Origin of the sequence: Desulforamulus aeronauticus DSM 10349 (assembly GCF_900142375.1) — a bacterium.
In the GTDB taxonomy this organism is placed as follows: Bacteria; Bacillota; Desulfotomaculia; order Desulfotomaculales; family Desulfotomaculaceae; genus Desulfotomaculum; species Desulfotomaculum aeronauticum.
In genome coordinates, this window is the sequence record NZ_FRAR01000005.1 from 28,297 (window position 1) to 44,502 (window position 16,206).

Annotated in this window: 13 protein-coding genes; 8 read left to right on the forward strand and 5 right to left on the reverse strand. The window is 42.1% G+C overall.

The window, feature by feature from the left end; all coding sequences use genetic code 11:
• Positions 1-5: 5 nt before the first annotated feature.
• Both BUA78_RS01430 and BUA78_RS01435 read right to left on the reverse strand, forming a co-directional pair.
• On the reverse strand, positions 6-1,571 hold the full coding sequence (locus BUA78_RS01430) for a [FeFe] hydrogenase, group A (RefSeq protein WP_072910507.1): 1,566 nt from the start codon (positions 1,569-1,571) through the stop codon (positions 6-8).
• Positions 1,572-1,859: 288 nt separating this feature from the next.
• Positions 1,860-2,774 carry a LysR family transcriptional regulator gene (locus tag BUA78_RS01435; protein ID WP_072910508.1) on the reverse strand — a complete coding sequence of 305 codons (915 nt, stop codon included), beginning with the start codon at positions 2,772-2,774 and terminating at the stop codon, positions 1,860-1,862.
• Positions 2,775-3,071: 297 nt separating this feature from the next.
• Between BUA78_RS01435 and BUA78_RS01440 the strand changes: the two genes are divergently transcribed.
• The 3 genes from BUA78_RS01440 to BUA78_RS01450 all read left to right on the forward strand — a co-directional run bounded on the left by BUA78_RS01440 (position 3,072) and on the right by BUA78_RS01450 (position 6,767).
• Positions 3,072-3,710 carry an O-methyltransferase gene (locus BUA78_RS01440; RefSeq protein WP_072910509.1) on the forward strand — a complete coding sequence of 213 codons (639 nt, stop codon included), beginning with the start codon at positions 3,072-3,074 and terminating at the stop codon, positions 3,708-3,710.
• A 486-nt stretch (positions 3,711-4,196) separates the two neighbouring features.
• A complete protein-coding gene (locus BUA78_RS01445; protein ID WP_072910510.1) occupies positions 4,197-5,108 on the forward strand; it encodes a respiratory nitrate reductase subunit gamma in 912 nt (303 codons plus the stop codon).
• Between the two features lie 30 nt (positions 5,109-5,138).
• The gene (locus BUA78_RS01450) at positions 5,139-6,767 is read left to right on the forward strand and encodes a (Fe-S)-binding protein (protein WP_072910511.1); all 1,629 of its coding nucleotides are present in this window, start codon (positions 5,139-5,141) and stop codon (positions 6,765-6,767) included.
• A gap of 48 nt (positions 6,768-6,815) precedes the next feature.
• On the opposite strand, the gene BUA78_RS01455 is transcribed toward BUA78_RS01450, so the two are convergent.
• The 3 genes from BUA78_RS01455 to BUA78_RS01465 all read right to left on the reverse strand — a co-directional run bounded on the left by BUA78_RS01455 (position 6,816) and on the right by BUA78_RS01465 (position 9,748).
• Positions 6,816-7,616 carry a hypothetical protein gene (locus BUA78_RS01455; protein WP_072910512.1) on the reverse strand — a complete coding sequence of 267 codons (801 nt, stop codon included), beginning with the start codon at positions 7,614-7,616 and terminating at the stop codon, positions 6,816-6,818.
• Between the two features lie 281 nt (positions 7,617-7,897).
• Positions 7,898-8,524, reverse strand: coding sequence for an undecaprenyl diphosphate synthase family protein (locus tag BUA78_RS01460; protein ID WP_072910513.1), 627 nt, complete (start codon positions 8,522-8,524; stop codon positions 7,898-7,900).
• A 123-nt stretch (positions 8,525-8,647) separates the two neighbouring features.
• The gene (locus tag BUA78_RS01465) at positions 8,648-9,748 is read right to left on the reverse strand and encodes an HD-GYP domain-containing protein (protein ID WP_072910514.1); all 1,101 of its coding nucleotides are present in this window, start codon (positions 9,746-9,748) and stop codon (positions 8,648-8,650) included.
• 323 nt (positions 9,749-10,071) lie between these two features.
• On the opposite strand from BUA78_RS01465, the gene BUA78_RS01470 reads away from it, so the two are divergent.
• The 5 genes from BUA78_RS01470 (at position 10,072) to glgD (ending at position 16,185) form a co-directional block, all read left to right on the forward strand.
• Positions 10,072-11,565 carry a putative sulfate exporter family transporter gene (locus BUA78_RS01470; RefSeq protein ID WP_072910515.1) on the forward strand — a complete coding sequence of 498 codons (1,494 nt, stop codon included), beginning with the start codon at positions 10,072-10,074 and terminating at the stop codon, positions 11,563-11,565.
• 39 nt (positions 11,566-11,604) lie between these two features.
• Positions 11,605-11,778 carry a hypothetical protein gene (locus tag BUA78_RS20055; RefSeq protein WP_175548950.1) on the forward strand — a complete coding sequence of 58 codons (174 nt, stop codon included), beginning with the start codon at positions 11,605-11,607 and terminating at the stop codon, positions 11,776-11,778.
• 189 nt (positions 11,779-11,967) lie between these two features.
• Positions 11,968-13,881, forward strand: a complete 1,914-nt coding sequence (gene glgB, locus BUA78_RS01475) for a 1,4-alpha-glucan branching protein GlgB (RefSeq protein WP_072910516.1) — start codon at positions 11,968-11,970, stop codon at positions 13,879-13,881.
• Complete coding sequence (locus BUA78_RS01480) at positions 13,874-15,073, forward strand: glucose-1-phosphate adenylyltransferase (RefSeq protein WP_072910517.1); 1,200 nt, start codon at positions 13,874-13,876, stop codon at positions 15,071-15,073. The genes glgB and BUA78_RS01480 overlap by 8 nt, the downstream gene beginning before the upstream one ends.
• The gene (glgD, locus tag BUA78_RS01485) at positions 15,070-16,185 is read left to right on the forward strand and encodes a glucose-1-phosphate adenylyltransferase subunit GlgD (protein ID WP_072910518.1); all 1,116 of its coding nucleotides are present in this window, start codon (positions 15,070-15,072) and stop codon (positions 16,183-16,185) included. The genes BUA78_RS01480 and glgD overlap by 4 nt, the downstream gene beginning before the upstream one ends.
• The last annotated feature ends 21 nt before the right edge of the window (positions 16,186-16,206 follow it).

Consider the following 16,206-nt stretch of genomic DNA (forward strand, 5'->3'; position numbering starts at 1 on the left):
TAAAATTACGCCTTTTTCTTGGCGGTCAGTTGTTTGCCACGATCGGTATATTCTGTATGAAGAAGTTCTTCCGCCAAATGGCTCATGGGATGTTCAAAGAAGTTTTTATAAATATCCAGGACCTCCTGGTTTTCATGGCTTAGACGCTTTTTATACATTTTGGCATCCATGGTGTAAAGGCTGTCTAGACGGGCCTGACGAACAGCATCGGATGGAGGTAAGGAAGTTCTTGGTTGGCCGCCACCACCAATGCAGCCGCCGGGGCAACTCATAAACTCAATGAAATGGTAACGTAGTGGGTTACCTGCTTTTAAATCCTCTCTGACTTCATCCAGGATCTTACGGGCATTGCTCAAACCAGAACATACGGCAACCCTCACAGGACCGACACCGGGAATTTCCAGGGCAGCTTCTTTTACGCCGGTAAGTCCCCGTACCGGTGTTAGGGTGAGTAGAGCATCCGGTGGATTTTGCTTCGTAATTAAGAAGTAAGCCGAACGGACCGCCGCTTCCATAACACCACCGGTGGTTCCAAAGATAACAGCAGCACCGGTGCCTTCGCCCAACATGGAGTCGTACTTTTCATCGGCTAGTTGAGTAAAGTCGATACCTTTTTTCTTAATCATACGGGCTAGTTCACGGGTGGTTAATACTGCGTCAACATCCATCATGTCTGGCTTGCCAATTTTTTCACCAGCACTGTTCATTTCGGGGCGCTGGCACTCATATTTTTTGGCGGTACAAGGCATGATGGAAACCGAGTAAATTTTCTGAGGATCAATCCCCTTTTGCTTGGCATAATAGGATTTCACAACGGCACCCATCATCTGCTGGGGAGATTTGGCTGAGGACATGTGCTCCAGTAGGTCGGGGTAATAATATTCGCAGAACTTCACCCAGCCAGGGCTACAGGAGGTGAACTGCGGTAGAGGCTTTTTCAAATCACCGGTGACCCGTGCAACCAGCTCAGAGCCTTCCTCCATGATGGTAAGGTCGGCGGTAAAATTAGTGTCAAAGACTCCAGCAAAGCCAAGCTTCTTGAGGGCGGCCACTTGTTTGCCCTCGACTACGCTACCAGCTGGCAAGCCAAACTCTTCGCCCAGGGCTACCCGGGTGGCTGGAGCAGTTTGCACAACTACGTGGAGATCCTTGTTTTCCAGAGCCTTAAATACTTTTTCTGTGTGATCCACTTCAGTGATGGCTGCAGTGGGGCACCAAAGCGTACACTGACCGCAATTGACGCAGGTGATGTCATCTTTAATGGGCAGTTCATAGTACCCCATGACGGTTTGCACCTTTTCGCAGGCCTCAATGCATTGACCACAAAGGATACATTTCTTGTCATCCCTAGTGATCGAGGGGTTAGTAGGATCGATGGGTACACGTCCTCTTACTTGTACTGGCCAGGAACTGGCAACCTGGTACTGCTGGGGCATCCAGCCCTTGCCTCCAGCCTGGTCAGTGCTGCAGCCGGTAATATTTGCAGCTACGCCTGCCAGACCTGCTCCCCCAAGCATCTTGAGGAAGCCCCGCCTTGATACTGATTGTGGTTTTGCTGAGCGGTTTTCCATTTACTCTCCTCCCTTTGGTTTGTATTTGGGACTAGCAAAAAGTTCTTATCTAAATCATATTAGGGCGACAATAAAAATAGGTCAGGCTTTATAGAAAAGCTGCCTGACCCTTGATGAAAACCCGCGTATATTTTTTGATATATTGAGAAAAGAAGAACAATCCTATGCCTAACTATTATTCTTCGAAATATTATAAATTCCTGCAATTAATAAAATAGTAAGAAAATTTTTTCGGATCTGTGATTTTCCGACAAAATAAAAATAGGCCACTATTTAGCAGCCTAAAAGTTAATTGTCTTTAAAAATTTTCAGGGTATCTTTTGAAGATATAAAGGAAAGAAAAGTTTCACAAATAGAAGACAGGGGGTGAAGCTTATGATATATCAAAGAGAAATTACGAACAATGCTAACATTACTGATTTTACAGGTTTTAACTGTCTTTAATTGAATTTCTTTGCTGACAGCTAATCCCGATAAGATGGTTGCACCAAGACCTGCTTCTACGGCACCAATTACGGCTTGGGTGTTTCCCAATTCCATGACGGTTTTCAATGTCCTTAAATCCAAGCCCGCCCTTGTTAATGCCGATTCCATGACTTCCCGAGTACCGGAGCCCTTTTCCCTTAAGACAAAAGGAAGAGAGGCTAATTCCTTTAGGGTAAGGTTCTTTTTAACAGCTAAGGGATGGTTAAAGGGCAATACCACTAGCAGTTCGTCTTGCATAAAGGATTGGGAAATAATGTTTTCCTCTTGGACAGGACCTTCAATAAGTCCAATATCTAATTTTTTTTCCATAATGTGGTCTACAATGTGTTGGGTATTGGTGACCTCTAATTGAATCTCTACCTCAGGATAATCGTGGTTAAACATGCCCATAATTTTGGGTATCACGTTCTCGGCGATAGTGTGGCTGGCCCCGAGGGAAAGATGCCCCTTGACTTCACTAATCATGGTTTGAATATGTTGTTCCGACTTTTCGATTAACTGCAGAATATCCGTTACATAGTGCAGGAGCACTTCCCCAAAACGAGTAAGTTTGAGTTTTTTGTTAGAGCGGTCAAAAAGTTTTGCCTTGTAATGCTCTTCTAAAATGTAAATATTATGGTTAATAGAGGGTTGTGAGAGATCCAATAGTTTTGAAGTTTTAGAGAGATTTTCGGTCTCTGCCAGAGTTTTAAAAACTTTTAGGTGCATTAAGTTCATATATAATCCCCATTTTATTATTTAGATATTAATATGTCCTATTATAGTCAGAAAATATATATTTTTCTGCCTGGTTGCTGACATGATCCTTAAGAAAACTTGGTTGACGCTATACCCTAAAAGGGCAGGAGAATCTTGATGTCTGCTCCAGTTTGTCCTAATGCCTAGCAAAATTTTTATACTTCCGTTATGCCAAAAAGCTACGTCAGGCAGGAGAATTCAGTATATAATGAAAGTATATCTTGAGTCAAAGGGGTTTTTTCTAGCCTGCAGAGGAAGGAAGCGTGAAAACTAGATATGATTAATGAAGATGTCCGTGCATACATTCGGGAGTTGCTACCACCCCGAGATGCTGTTTTTTTGGAGATGGAACGGGAGGCCCGTGAAAAAATTATTCCCATTGTTGAGCCGGAAGTGGGACATCTTCTTTATTGGTTAGCACTCACTAAAAACAGCTCTCGCATTTTAGAAGTTGGTACCGCCATTGGTTATTCTACCTTGTGGCTGGCCAAGGCAGTGCTTCCAAGAGAGGGCAACATTACCACTATGGAAATAAATGCTCCCCGGGCAGAGGCTGCCAGAAAATATTTTAAGAAAGCTGGCATAATCGATCAAATAGAGTTAATTTTTGGTGATGCCAGAGAACTGCTTTACGATTTAACAGGACCATACGATTTTATTTTTTTGGATGCAGCAAAGGGAAAATATGTAGAGTTTTTGGATAAGTGTATTGAAATGTTAGAGCCAGGTGGGATTTTAGTGGCAGAAGATGTTTTTATGAAGGGGATGGTTATTTCCGGAGAAATAGACAAAAGAAGAAATAAAACCGCAGTGGCCCGATTGAGGACCTATTTGCAAATGGTGATGGAACACCCCAAATTGGAGACAGTGGTTCTTCCCCTGGGGGATGGAATTGCTATTAGTACAAAGAAATAAGACGTTAAGTAAAATATTGCCGATTTGACATACCAGTCCTTGAGGGTTACTCTAAAGAGGATTACTCTAAAAATATAATATTTTATTTACCGGCGAATAAGTTCGTGTAGAAACTCCAAAGCAAAACATGGTATAATTTTGTCAATTAAGCTATTAATGCGCCAATTCAAACAAATGTCATGGTAAAATATGTTATTATTGGCCGACTATTATATATTGATTAGTTGACAATAATTGACTATAATTACCCTTGTACAATGGTTAAGTCTGCAAAATTCTTGTTTTGGGATAAGCATTATCAAGTAATTTCACTTTTTTATAGCAAGCACTATGGTTAGCAGAATTGCAAGCAGTTAGAAAGGATTTTTGTATCTTTTCTGCGAGTTCAAATGGGGATATGCAAAAAAAATAAGCAAACATAGTAGCCCTTGCTGGAATGCTCTGGGAAGAGATACTAAAAATTATATTATCAAGGAGGTATGCTACTTGTTACTGACGGTCTTTATTTATTTATCCATCGTGGCATTCATTGGTCTCTCATTGTACAAGGCTTACCAGTTTGCCAACATGCCAATGCATGGTCGCTGGGAGCTCTATCCGGTTCCTAAGGAACCAGGTGAAAGAGGACATTACGGCGGTTCCTATTATGAAGATTTAGAGTACTGGAACAAGCCCAGAGAAGTCTCTCATTCCGGAGAGATTATTGACATGTTAAAGGAAATGCTCTTTATTAAGAATCTTTTTGTCAATCAGAAACGCCAGTGGTGGCTATCCTATGCACTGCATTTGGGTATTTATTTCCTAGGCTTATGGACCGTTTTATTGGCTGTTGGAGCCATTATGGAACTATCAGGGCTGCCTATAACCACTGCTGAGGGTGTTAGCAGTAATGGTTTGGCTTCTTTGATTTACTATGTTACCCTTATTTCTGGTGGAGTTGGTGCTATTTTACTGGGTTTCGGTTCTATCGCCCTGTTCTTTAAAAGATCTTTGAACAATTCTTTTGCTAAATATACCACTCCGCAAGAGTATTTCAACTTATTCTTTTTGTTTGCGGTTGTAGCATCTGGTTTGGTCGTTTGGAGCGGTGATCCCGGCTTTAACTATGGCAGAGAAATCTTTAAAGCATTATTTACTTTTTCACCTGTTGCTGCAGATGCTGCTTTAACGATTCACATCTTATTGTTGGGAGCTGTTATGATTTATATCCCCCAAACGAAGATGAGTCACTATGTAGGTAAATACTTTGCATTCCACAAGGTTTTGTGGGATAACGACCCCAACATTAGAAATTCCCAAATGGAAGGTGTTATTAAACAGGCCATTAGCTATAAACCCAAAGCCTCCTGGTCTGCACCGCACATTAATCCTGCTGCAGGGCAACAGGACAAGAAGTAAAAAGATGATAAGGATAGGAGGTAACTACAAATGGCTGATATCAGACCTCAAGATATAGGCAAACCGTCTGAACAATTATCTAAGATAGAAAACTTAATGTCATTACCGGCTCCCTATGACAAGCCGGGTATGGAACCGGGTTTTAAACCCCTTAAAGATTCCTGGAAAGATGATTATTGCACAACCCTGGATGGCTTTGTGGGTAATGAAGCCTTACAAAGACCGAAAACCAAAGAAGAGGAAGAAGCTTTTGTACAAGGCTTTTTGCGGGGTCTAGAGAAATTATTCTCCAATGAAACCAACAGAAACTATTTACAACCTTTCCTTCTTAGTTTTGAATACTGTGCAAAATGCAACACCTGTTCCGAGGCCTGTCACGTTTATAAGGCTAGCGGTGAGCAAGAGATTTACAGACCCATTTTCCGCTCTGAAGTACTGCGGAAAATTGCTAAGAAGCACATGAAAGGAGATGGCTTCTGGACCAGATTTAACGGTGGCGATATTGATATCAATGTTGAAACCATTCTGCGTCTGGGTGAATTAGCCTACCGCTGTAATCTTTGCCGTCGCTGTGCCCAAACCTGTCCTCTAGGCTTAGACAATGGCCTGTTGGCAAGGGAAATCAGAAAGATATTCAGTATGGAGCTAGGCATTGCTCCCAAACCGCTGCATGAAAAGGGATCAATGCTGCAATTAAAAACTGGTTCCAGTACCGGTATTACAAGAGAAGCTTTCTTGGATATGATGGAATTCATGGAAGAAGATCTCTATGAAAGAACCGGCAAAAAATATAAGGTTCCCATCGATAAAAAGGGCGCAGATATTCTGTTAACTCACAACGCTGGTGAATTTATGGCTTGGCCTGAAAACCCTGCAGCCTTTACCATTCTTTTTGAAGAAGCTGGCTTAAATTGGACCTTAAGCAGCGAGATGATTGGTTATGACAACGTAAACTACGGCTTATTTTATGATGACGCTCAAACCAGAAAAATTGGACTGCAGCAAGTAAAGGCTGCTAAGGACCTAGGCGTAAGAAGAATCGTTGTTGCTGAGTGTGGACACGCCCACAAGGCAGCTATGGTTTCCATCGACCGGGCCCTGGTAGGGGAAGATAACATTCCTCGGGAAAGCTTCTTGCCCTTGCTGTTAGATGTTATGAAGAAGGGTGTCTATAAACTAGATCCTAAGAGAAACAACTTCCCGGTTACCTTGCACGATCCCTGTAACATCGTTAGAATGATGGGTGTTATTCAACCCCAACGTGAGATTATTAAAATGGTTGCTCCACAATTTAGGGAAATGTACCCCCACGGTGCTAAAAACTTCTGCTGTGGTGGTGGTAGTGGATTTGCCATCATGAACTCCTTTAATTTCCCTGATTTTAGAAATAAAGTATCCAGCCGGATGAAATTCAAGCAAATCCTAGAGGCCTTCCAGGGTGTTATGGAAGATGATGCTCCGAAATATGTATGTGCGCCTTGCTCCAACTGCAAGGGTGCCATTCGGGATATTCTGGAGTACTATCAAGCCACTGCTAAATTCAATGTTCATTATGGTGGCTTAGTTGAACTAGTGGTTAATGCTATGGTGCAGTTCGACAAACCCTTCTTGGAATTCCTTGACGAAGAAGAGTGGATCGCTGAACACGTTAACAAATAAATTAATTAGTTATACTACATCCCGGTCTAAATGGCCGGGATTTTTTCTTTATTGAAGTACCTGTCCAGGAGTTTCAACCAAGGAAGCCATGTCGTGTGAAAGAATCAACAGAGATTGGGCGAAATCCATCAATGGTGCTGCTGCTTCCTGTCCAAAGGATCGCATGATGTAAGGGGTAGCAAAGAGAAAAGTATCTGCTAAGCGGATCATTAACATGCTGCTAGCAATTAATTCACCGTCGTCCAAAGCAATTATAATGGTTTCGGTTAATTCGTCGACAGCTTTTAAATAGCGTTGGTGATCCTCAGTAGGGTTCATAGCCAGAGTTTTATTGTCTATCACCGTAAAAGCTTGTAAGAAATAGAGTAGGTAATCATAAAATATCATTTCACCAGTTGCATTATAACGAACACCTGCATAAGCACGGGATCCATATTGATTTAGGGCTTGGGCTATCTTATAATAGGCAATTCTATTTTCCTTTGTATCTAATATTTTTAGGGATTGAGCGTATTCTATGCTAGCTTGGATATGTTGATTGGCCTGCTGTGTTAGTTCATCAAAGGGGTCTGTGCTTTGACAAGAGGTGCAAGAAGAAGTGGCATTCGATGAGCAACGTGACTGAGACGGTGATAACTGGGATTCTTTACGATAGGTTCTGGTGGCTTCGAGTTTTAGGCTATGTTCCATTTCCTCGGGAGAATTAAGAAGCGTATTGATTCTTTTGTTTAGATTCTGATAGGACTGACAGAAGTGATTAAGAATTAATTCTTCTAGCTTTTTGTGAGCGATATGGTTGGAGGAAATACGATTCGTCTTTTTCGCGAAAGAGCTCACAGAATCGATCATGGGTTACTACCTCCTCAATCAAAGCTACTAGCCACCTCAAAACGGGTCGCTTTATAGATCAATTAATTAACTCATTACCAAATGTTGACACATTATTATGTCAATTAAATACATTTTGAAAATTCTTGTAAAAAATTAATTGATGACCATAAACTGGAACCGACTATTTATTAATTTCGCTATAATTTAAAGTAATGGTAACATGTGCCAGCCTAAATTTCAATAAAAATATTACAAATATTCGGCTAATATTTTAGTTGGCATAATTTTGTTGCATAAATCTAACCACCTAAGGTAATATCCTGTTCTTCATACCATGTAAGGGCATCGTAAAAGTGCTGTGCATGAAAATCAGGCCATAATTCATCCACTATATAAAAATCAGCATAAATGGATTGCACAGGTAAAAACCCGCTTAGTCTTCTGCGGCCCCCCCAACGAATGATTAAATCAATTCGCGAGATATCCTGAGAGGCAATCGAATGGAGACCGTGTTGAATATCCCATTTCCACCCGTAATTAACCAGAAAGTTTATTTTGATAAGATCTTTGCCAAAGACCTGTCTGGTGGTAAAAGGTTTCAATTCCTCCGGGAATTGAGGTGACTTATCGTTGCCAACAACCAAGAGTGAAGCATCACGGTTAGCCAGCTTGTTGACTGCATTCACACAGGCCATTTGAAAGGCTGCCTTTTGGGGTGCGGGTCTCTTGGTATTATCCTGTGTAAACCCATAAAATGTTACTTCTGGTATCCCTAATTCTAAACACAGCTCGTACAGAGCAAAGCCGGGATCTATGCCGTGGTTGTAGCCTGCTTCCTTAGCAAGCCCTTGTTGTTGCGCCCATCTGCGATTGCCATCTGGAATAATGCCTATATGTTTGGGAAGACGTTTATATTTTACTGACATGGCTCACCTCAAGAGTCAAATAAGTACACATAAGGTAATATTTGCAGTAACAGTAAAAAATATACTTCCGGCAGACTAACTGTGCGAAGAACTTAGTCAACGGGAGCTTTGGGGCTTTATTCCTTAGTAGCTTTGAAGAAGTTTTTGAATATCTGATTCCCCCAGTACACGCACCACAGATAGACCTATTTCGTCCTTTAAAGATATTTCCTTTTGTAAAGGCAAGGGTCTATGGTGATGATCAAATAATACTCGAATCTTGGGAAAACGTGAAAAGCCCTTCGGTGTGTTCACTACCACGCCAACTTGATTGTTATTAAGTTCCACCAGTGTACCGGTGGGATAGGCGGCAATATTATGTAAAAAAGCTTTTACGATAGGGTCTTTGAATAGATAGTTACCAGTGGCTGCACACATTTCATAAGCTTCATGGGGCGGGTATGCTTTACGGTAAATGCGGTTTGCTGTTAACGCATCAAACTTATCAGCTATGGCGACAATCTGTGCCAGTTCATGAAAATTTTTGCCACTGACGCCCAAGGGATAACCTGTGCCATCATAACTTTCGTGATGTTGCAGAGCAATTAAAGCATGTTCATTAGCTAAATCTTTGGACTGGATAATTAGCTCAAAGCCGTAAATGGTATGTTTTTGCATGATGACATATTCATCTGGGGTAAGGCCGGCGGGCTTATTTAAAATGGTTTCTGGTATTTTTACCTTGCCTAAATCGTGTAGTAAAGCCCCGACGCCGAGTAATTGTAGGTGTTCTCTAGAATAGCCCAGGGTAATGCCTGTCATTAGGGATAATACGCAAACATTAACGGAATGGGCAAAGGTATAATCATCTTGCGTTCGAAGATCCACTAGATTTACCATGAGGGATTTGTTGCCTAAAAGACTATCTGTAAAGCCACCCACGGTACCATATAAAGCAGAGGGATCAATTACCAGTTTTCCGGATTCCTTCGTTTGCAATAAAATATTTTTTACCTGCTGAATGGCAGCCGTTCTGGTCTCAGCACTAATGGTCTCATCTACATCGATTTCGGTTAAGGTATCATCCTCAACAGAGATCATAGGAATCCCCGTCTTTAATAGCCTCTGGATATATCTATTGGTAAGAACCACACCTTTTTTCAGGAAGACTTCTCCCATGCTACTATAAACGGTATCGCCCACGACCATCCCAGGTTGTAATAACGATACTTTGATCTCGCGCAACAGCAAAACCTCCAATAAGCCAGAATTACTACGTTCAAATTTCCATGATCATCTAAAAAATCCTTTCTAATTTGGCTAAACAATGATGGTTGTGTCCAAAAGGTAATATTAAAGTAATATAAAAGTAATGTTAATAGCTTTTTGAGGTTTGAGAAATATTTTGGCAGGTGGAGCAATATACCTAAAGTAAACACATCGTTACAATTACCTAAGAAATTCCTAGTATTATAAGGCTGAATATTCAATTAATATAATTGAGGGGGTGGTGAAGTTGGGATTCTTTAATTAAGTAGGGTCACAAACAAGTTCTCAGGAGGGATAGTATGATTCATTCGGATACCAATGCCTCTGTAGCCGGTAAGGTACCCATGTTGAAAAACGAAGATTGGTGGGCCGTCTGGTTAGGTTTATTTATCTTCGTATTGGGCCTCGGTCCTATTTTTGGTGTCGACCTACTTGGTTGGGTGGTTAAATCTGCCACCTGGACCGATATTTCCAAAGCAATAGCCCCAATTTCTAAGGGTTACCAGGGAATGTCAGGATTTACATCCTTATTTTTGACTTATTTATTTTTATTACTGATAACCACCATTGGTGCCAGAGTTATGGGAGCCAATGCCAAGAGATTTGCTGTGGGCTTTAGTATTATTTTTGCTATTACCTATCTTTGTGTTGTCCTGGGTGACAATGCTTATATAGCTGCAACCCCAGACAAACAGGCCAATCTGGGTATTGTCTGGTCCTTAGGACTTGGTGAAATGGGCTTTATTTTAGCGATGATTGTTGGGTTAGTCATTGGTAATTTCATGCCCGGGGTAGCTAAATACTTAGAAGAAGCGGCCAAACCGGAATGGTTTATCAAGACCGGTATTGTTATTTTGGGTGCTGCGGTAGGAATTAAAACTCTGGGGGCTATGGGTTTAGCCACCACAGTGATTATCCGGGGACTTTGTGCTGTAGTGGAAGCCTATTTAATTTATTGGCCTGTGGTTTACTTTATCTCTCGAAAATACTTTAAATTTACTCCTGAATGGGCTGCTCCCCTGGCATCCGGTATTTCTATTTGTGGTGTCTCTGCTGCCATAGCCACCGGAGGTGCTATTCGTTCTCGTCCCATTGTACCGGTGATTCTTTCCGCTGTGATTATTGTTTTTGTGGCCGTTGAAATGCTGATATTACCTTGGTTTGCTCAGACTTTTCTGTACCAAGAACCGATGGTAGCCGGTGCTTGGATGGGATTGGCGGTAAAAAGTGACGGTGGAGCCGTAGCTAGTGGTGCTATTACTGACTCCATGATTCGGGCGAAAGCGCTGAAAGAAGCTGGCATTCAATATGAAGAGGGTTGGATGCTAATGGCTGCCACGACAACGAAGGTATTTATTGATGTATTCATTGGTGTATGGGCCTTTATTTTAGCCATCCTTTGGTCCATGTTTAACCTAAATCAAAAGGGAGGCGGTGGTTCCTCTACGAAAGGGGAAGTATCTGCCCGGGAAATATGGGATAGATTTCCTAAATTTGTGATTGGCTTTGCTTTTACCTTTCTATTGTTATTGCTTTGGGGTATTGCCGACCCGGAAATTATTAAAGGTGCTAAAGTGGGTACCGATGAAGCCAATGGTTTAAGAACTATTTTATTTGCTCTGTGCTTTTTCTCCATTGGTCTGATTACCAATGTTCGTAAGTTATGGAATGCAGGTATGGGCCGCATTGTAGCGGTATATACCGTCTGTCTGTTTGCTTTTATTATCTGGGTAGGTCTCTTTATATCCTGGCTCTTCTACCATGGCATCATGCCACCCATTGTTGGGGGTTAAGTACTACGTTGTTAAAGAGCAGTAAGGGAGGTTGAAATTATGGCGGAAGTAAAGATTAGAGAAGCCGATCAGCTGGCAAGGCAAGCTCAACTAGCCAGTCCTGAAGAGGAGTGGTTTGAATTACAGCCTATTGAAAAAAAGCTAATTCGTTATTCATTAATCCTGGGGATAGGACTTCTGCTTGTCTTTATCTTTATTTTTAAACCCTTTTAACTCTGACTTAAACAATAAAAAACCTACAGTTTACCACAAACTGTGGGTTTTTTATTGTATAGATATAAAATATATGTTAAGTAATTGTATAAGAAATACAATGGTAAATAGAGGACAATTAACCTTAAGTGGCGAATGCATAAAAGGAAAAATTTAACATTTTATTTCAAAAGTGAAAGTGAGTTTTCTATGACAAATTTCATTAAGCAAGAGGAAGCTTATTTATTTCACGAAGGCACCCATTTTCAAAGCTACCGAATGCTGGGAGCACATCTAGTAGCAGCGGGGGTACGGTTTTGTGTCTGGGCGCCAAAGGCGAAAGAGGTTCGGGTGGTAGGGGATTTTAACCACTGGCAGGGTGAAGGGCATGTCATGGAAAAAATTAACCAGTCCGGTCTCTGGGTACTTTTTATTCCAGAACTAAAGGAACTGGCTTTATACAAATACGAGATCCACACCCAACATGGTGAGGTATTCCATAAATCAGATCCCTATGCCTTTTATTCTGAAAAAAGACCCCGCACAGCCTCTCGGGTGTATGACTTGTCAGGTTATCAGTGGCAGGATCAGGCATATCAGGAAGCCAGGCAGAGACAGTCTGCCTATGGTTGTCCGATGGTAATCTATGAGGTGCATCTAGGTTCCTGGCGTACCAAAGGGGGTGGTTTTCTAACCTACCGGGAGTTAGCTGATCAACTGGTGGATTATGTAGCAGAGATGGGCTATACCCATGTGGAGTTCCTGCCAGTTATGGAACATCCCTTGGATGGCTCCTGGGGTTATCAAATAACCGGCTATTATTCGGTAACCAGCCGCTATGGAACACCCCAGGACTTGATGTATCTGGTGGATCGTTTTCACCAAAGGAATGTTGGGGTAATTTTAGATTGGGTACCGGCTCATTTTTGTCGCGACAGTCACGGGTTAAGGCAGTTTGATGGCAGCCCCCTTTATGAAGCGGCTAACCCACTCTTGTCCGAGAACTGGCAATGGGGTACCGTCAATTTTGATTACAGTAAGCCCGAGGTGCAAAGCTTTCTCATTTCCAACGCTCTATTTTGGTTTGATTACTTTCATGTGGACGGTTTGAGAATAGATGCTGTTGCCTTCATGCTTTATTTGGATTATGGTAAACAACCGGGGCAGTGGCAGCCCAATCAATACGGGGGCAGAGAAAATTTGGCAGCGGTGGCTTTTATGAAGAAGTTAAATGAAACTGTCTTTCAATATTTTCCTGCCGCTTTAATGATGGCTGAAGAATCCACTGCCTGGCCCTTGGTCACGAAACCCACTTATTTGGGAGGGTTGGGTTATAACTTTAAATGGAATATGGGTTGGATGAATGATTTGCTACGCTACTTAGCCATGGACCCGATACACCGTAAATGGCATCATCATTTGTTGACCTTTTCTTTTATGTATGCTTTCTCAGAGAACTATGTTTTGCCCTTATCCCACGATGAGGTGGTACATGGGAAAAAATCTCTATTAAATAAGATGCCTGGAGATTACTGGCAAAAGTTTGCTAATCTGCGTGCTCTTTACGGTTATATGATGGCTCACCCGGGTAAGAAACTGCTCTTTATGGGTGGAGAATTTGGTCAGTTTATTGAGTGGAACGAGCAACAAGGCTTGGATTGGCACCTGTTGGATTATGAAATGCATCAGAGGTTGCAGGGATATGTGAAGGATTTGAACCATTTTTATCAGGCTGAGAATTGTCTCTGGGAACTGGATCACCAGGAGATTGGCTTTCAGTGGATTGATCCCCATGATTACAGCCAAAGCGTTGTTAGCTTTATGCGCCAAGCCAATAATCAGGATTTTATTATTTGTATTGCTAATTTTACTCCGGTGGTGAGGGAAAATTATTGCCTTGGTGTACCTTGCCCGGGCGAATATTATGAGGTTTTTAACAGTGACAACCAGATCTATGGTGGTTCTGGCCAAACCAATGGCCATCTGGTAACTCAAGCAAGGTCTTGGCATAATCAGCCTTATTTGCTTGAGCTGCGGCTGCCACCCTTGGCAGTAGTCTTTTTAAAGGCAGTCAATACAACCTATCTAACGAATTCTTTTACAGGGGAGGGAGACCATGAATAAAGAATGTGTGGCTATGTTGCTGGCCGGTGGACAGGGTACCAGACTTGGGGTACTAACCAAAAAGCTGGCCAAACCGGCTGTTCCCTTTGGGGGGAAGTATCGGATTATTGATTTTACGTTAAGTAATTGCAATAACTCAGGCTTTGATACGGTAGGGGTACTGACCCAATACCAACCCCTGGCTCTCAACTCATATATTGGCATTGGCAGTCACTGGGACTTAGATCGAAAAGCTGGCGGAGTGACTGTTTTACCTCCCTTTGTTAAGGAATTGGGTGGAGAGTGGTATAAAGGAACTGCCAATGCGATTTATCAAAATATCGAATTTGTTGACCAGTACAATCCGAAGTATCTGTTGGTGCTTTCCGGGGATCACATTTATAAGATGGATTACTCTCTAATGCTGGATTTCCATAAGGAAAAGCAGGCTGATGCCACCATTGCGGTGATCCAGGTTCCCTGGGAGGAGGCCCATGGTTTTGGCATTATGAATACAGCACCAGACGCTAAAATCATAGAGTTTGAAGAAAAACCTGCCATGCCGAAAAGCAATCTTGCCTCCATGGGGGTATATATTTTTAACTGGGAGTTATTAAAAAACTATCTAGAAGAGGATGAGCAAAACCCTCGTTCCAGCAATGACTTTGGTAAAAATATTATTCCCATGATGCTAGGGGCGGAACAGCGGTTGTATGCTTACCCCTTTAAGGGTTACTGGCGGGATGTGGGAACCATAGAAAGCCTCTGGCAGGCTAACATGGATCTGTTGGTGGAAAACCCCGATTTACATCTAAATGATCCCAATTGGCGCATCTATTCCGTGAATCCTAACCACCCGCCCCACTATATTGCCCCCACTGCCAATATCCATAAGGCTCTGATTAATGAAGGTTGTTTTGTTTATGGCAAGGTGGATCATTCCATCATCTTTTCCGGGGTCACCATTGCCAAGGATGCTGAGGTTAAAGACTCGGTGATCATGCCCAATGTCAAAATAGGCAGACAAGTAAAAATTGAGAAAGCCATTATTGGCGTAGAGGCAATTATCGAAGACCATTGCCAAATCGGTAGCCCAACTGAAGAATGTCTGACATGTCAGAATTCTTGTTCAGGGATCACCGTGATTGAGGGACAAACAATACTAGAAAAAGGCACGATCATTAAAAAGAACTGTAATGGGGTGAGTGTATGAAGGATGTCATGGGAATTGTCAATTTGATGGAGCATAATGATTTTCTGAAGGAAATTAGTTTTCATCGTCCTGCGGCAGCGATCCCCTTTGGGGGTCGCTACCGGATGGTTGATTTCATACTCTCCAATATGGTGAACTCTGGCATTAGAAACGTGAGTCTGGTTGTTCAACAAAAGTATCGGGCTTTAATGGACCATTTAGGCAGAGGCAAGGACTGGGATCTGGACCGCAAAAGAGACGGCTTGTTCTTTTTACCGCCGGTTCATTTATCTTCATCCGCCACCAGCAAGTGGGACTTTCGGCATTTTCATTCTCATCTGGATTTTATAGATTATAGTCGACAAAGATACGTACTGCTTGCTGGATATAACATGCTTTGTAATATTGATTTTAAAGAGGCTTTTCTTTTTCATAAAAAAATGAATGCAGATATTACCATCATCTATAAAGAAGCCGAGCAGCTGCAGGAAGGTCTGACCCAGTGTCATGTTCTAGAAACTTCCCAGGATGGGCGTATCACGGATATAGAAATTACCCAAGGCTATACCAAGGGTGCTAAAATTTCCATGGAAATGTGTATCATGGAGAAAGCGTTGCTGATGGATTTGATTGGCCGTTGTCATTCTCGTGGGGAATGTAATTTAGTGAGGGACGGTTTTATCAGGAACTTAAATCGACTGCGCATTTACGGATACCACCATCAGGGTTATCTGGCCAAGATTGATTGTGTCCGGAGCTACTACCGACATAGCATGGATTTGCTCAAGCCTAGTATCTCACAGGAGCTGTTTTTTGCTAAGGGTTTGATCTATACCAAGGTGAAGGACGGTCCACCCACCAAATACACAGAATCCTCTAAGGTACAAAACTCTCTCATTGCTAATGGTTGCGTTATTGAGGGACAGGTGGAGAACAGCATCATCTTTCGCAGTGTTAAGGTGGGCAAGGGAGCGGTGGTTAAAAACAGTGTTATTATGCAGCGGGGTACCATTGAGGAAGATACGCTTTTAGAACACGTTATTGCAGACAAACGGATACTTATCACCAAGGGGAAGCAACTCAAAGGAGATGGCCAATACCCTTTAGTGATTCAGAGAAGATCAATAATTTAGCAAAGAGCGAGGTGGAAAGGT

What these genes read in the sequence shown, in the direction of transcription:
- BUA78_RS01430 (WP_072910507.1), bottom strand. Translation starts at nt 1,571, where the DNA reads ATGGAAAACCGCTCAGCAAAACCACAATCAGTATCAAGGCGGGGCTTC.
- BUA78_RS01435 (WP_072910508.1), bottom strand. Translation starts at nt 2,774, where the DNA reads ATGAACTTAATGCACCTAAAAGTTTTTAAAACTCTGGCAGAGACCGAA.
- BUA78_RS01440 (WP_072910509.1), top strand. Translation starts at nt 3,072, where the DNA reads ATGATTAATGAAGATGTCCGTGCATACATTCGGGAGTTGCTACCACCC.
- BUA78_RS01450 (WP_072910511.1), top strand. Translation starts at nt 5,139, where the DNA reads ATGGCTGATATCAGACCTCAAGATATAGGCAAACCGTCTGAACAATTA.
- BUA78_RS01455 (WP_072910512.1), bottom strand. Translation starts at nt 7,616, where the DNA reads ATGATCGATTCTGTGAGCTCTTTCGCGAAAAAGACGAATCGTATTTCC.
- BUA78_RS01460 (WP_072910513.1), bottom strand. Translation starts at nt 8,524, where the DNA reads ATGTCAGTAAAATATAAACGTCTTCCCAAACATATAGGCATTATTCCA.
- BUA78_RS01470 (WP_072910515.1), top strand. Translation starts at nt 10,072, where the DNA reads ATGATTCATTCGGATACCAATGCCTCTGTAGCCGGTAAGGTACCCATG.
- BUA78_RS20055 (WP_175548950.1), top strand. Translation starts at nt 11,605, where the DNA reads ATGGCGGAAGTAAAGATTAGAGAAGCCGATCAGCTGGCAAGGCAAGCT.
- glgB (WP_072910516.1), top strand. Translation starts at nt 11,968, where the DNA reads ATGACAAATTTCATTAAGCAAGAGGAAGCTTATTTATTTCACGAAGGC.
- BUA78_RS01480 (WP_072910517.1), top strand. Translation starts at nt 13,874, where the DNA reads ATGAATAAAGAATGTGTGGCTATGTTGCTGGCCGGTGGACAGGGTACC.
- glgD (WP_072910518.1), top strand. Translation starts at nt 15,070, where the DNA reads ATGAAGGATGTCATGGGAATTGTCAATTTGATGGAGCATAATGATTTT.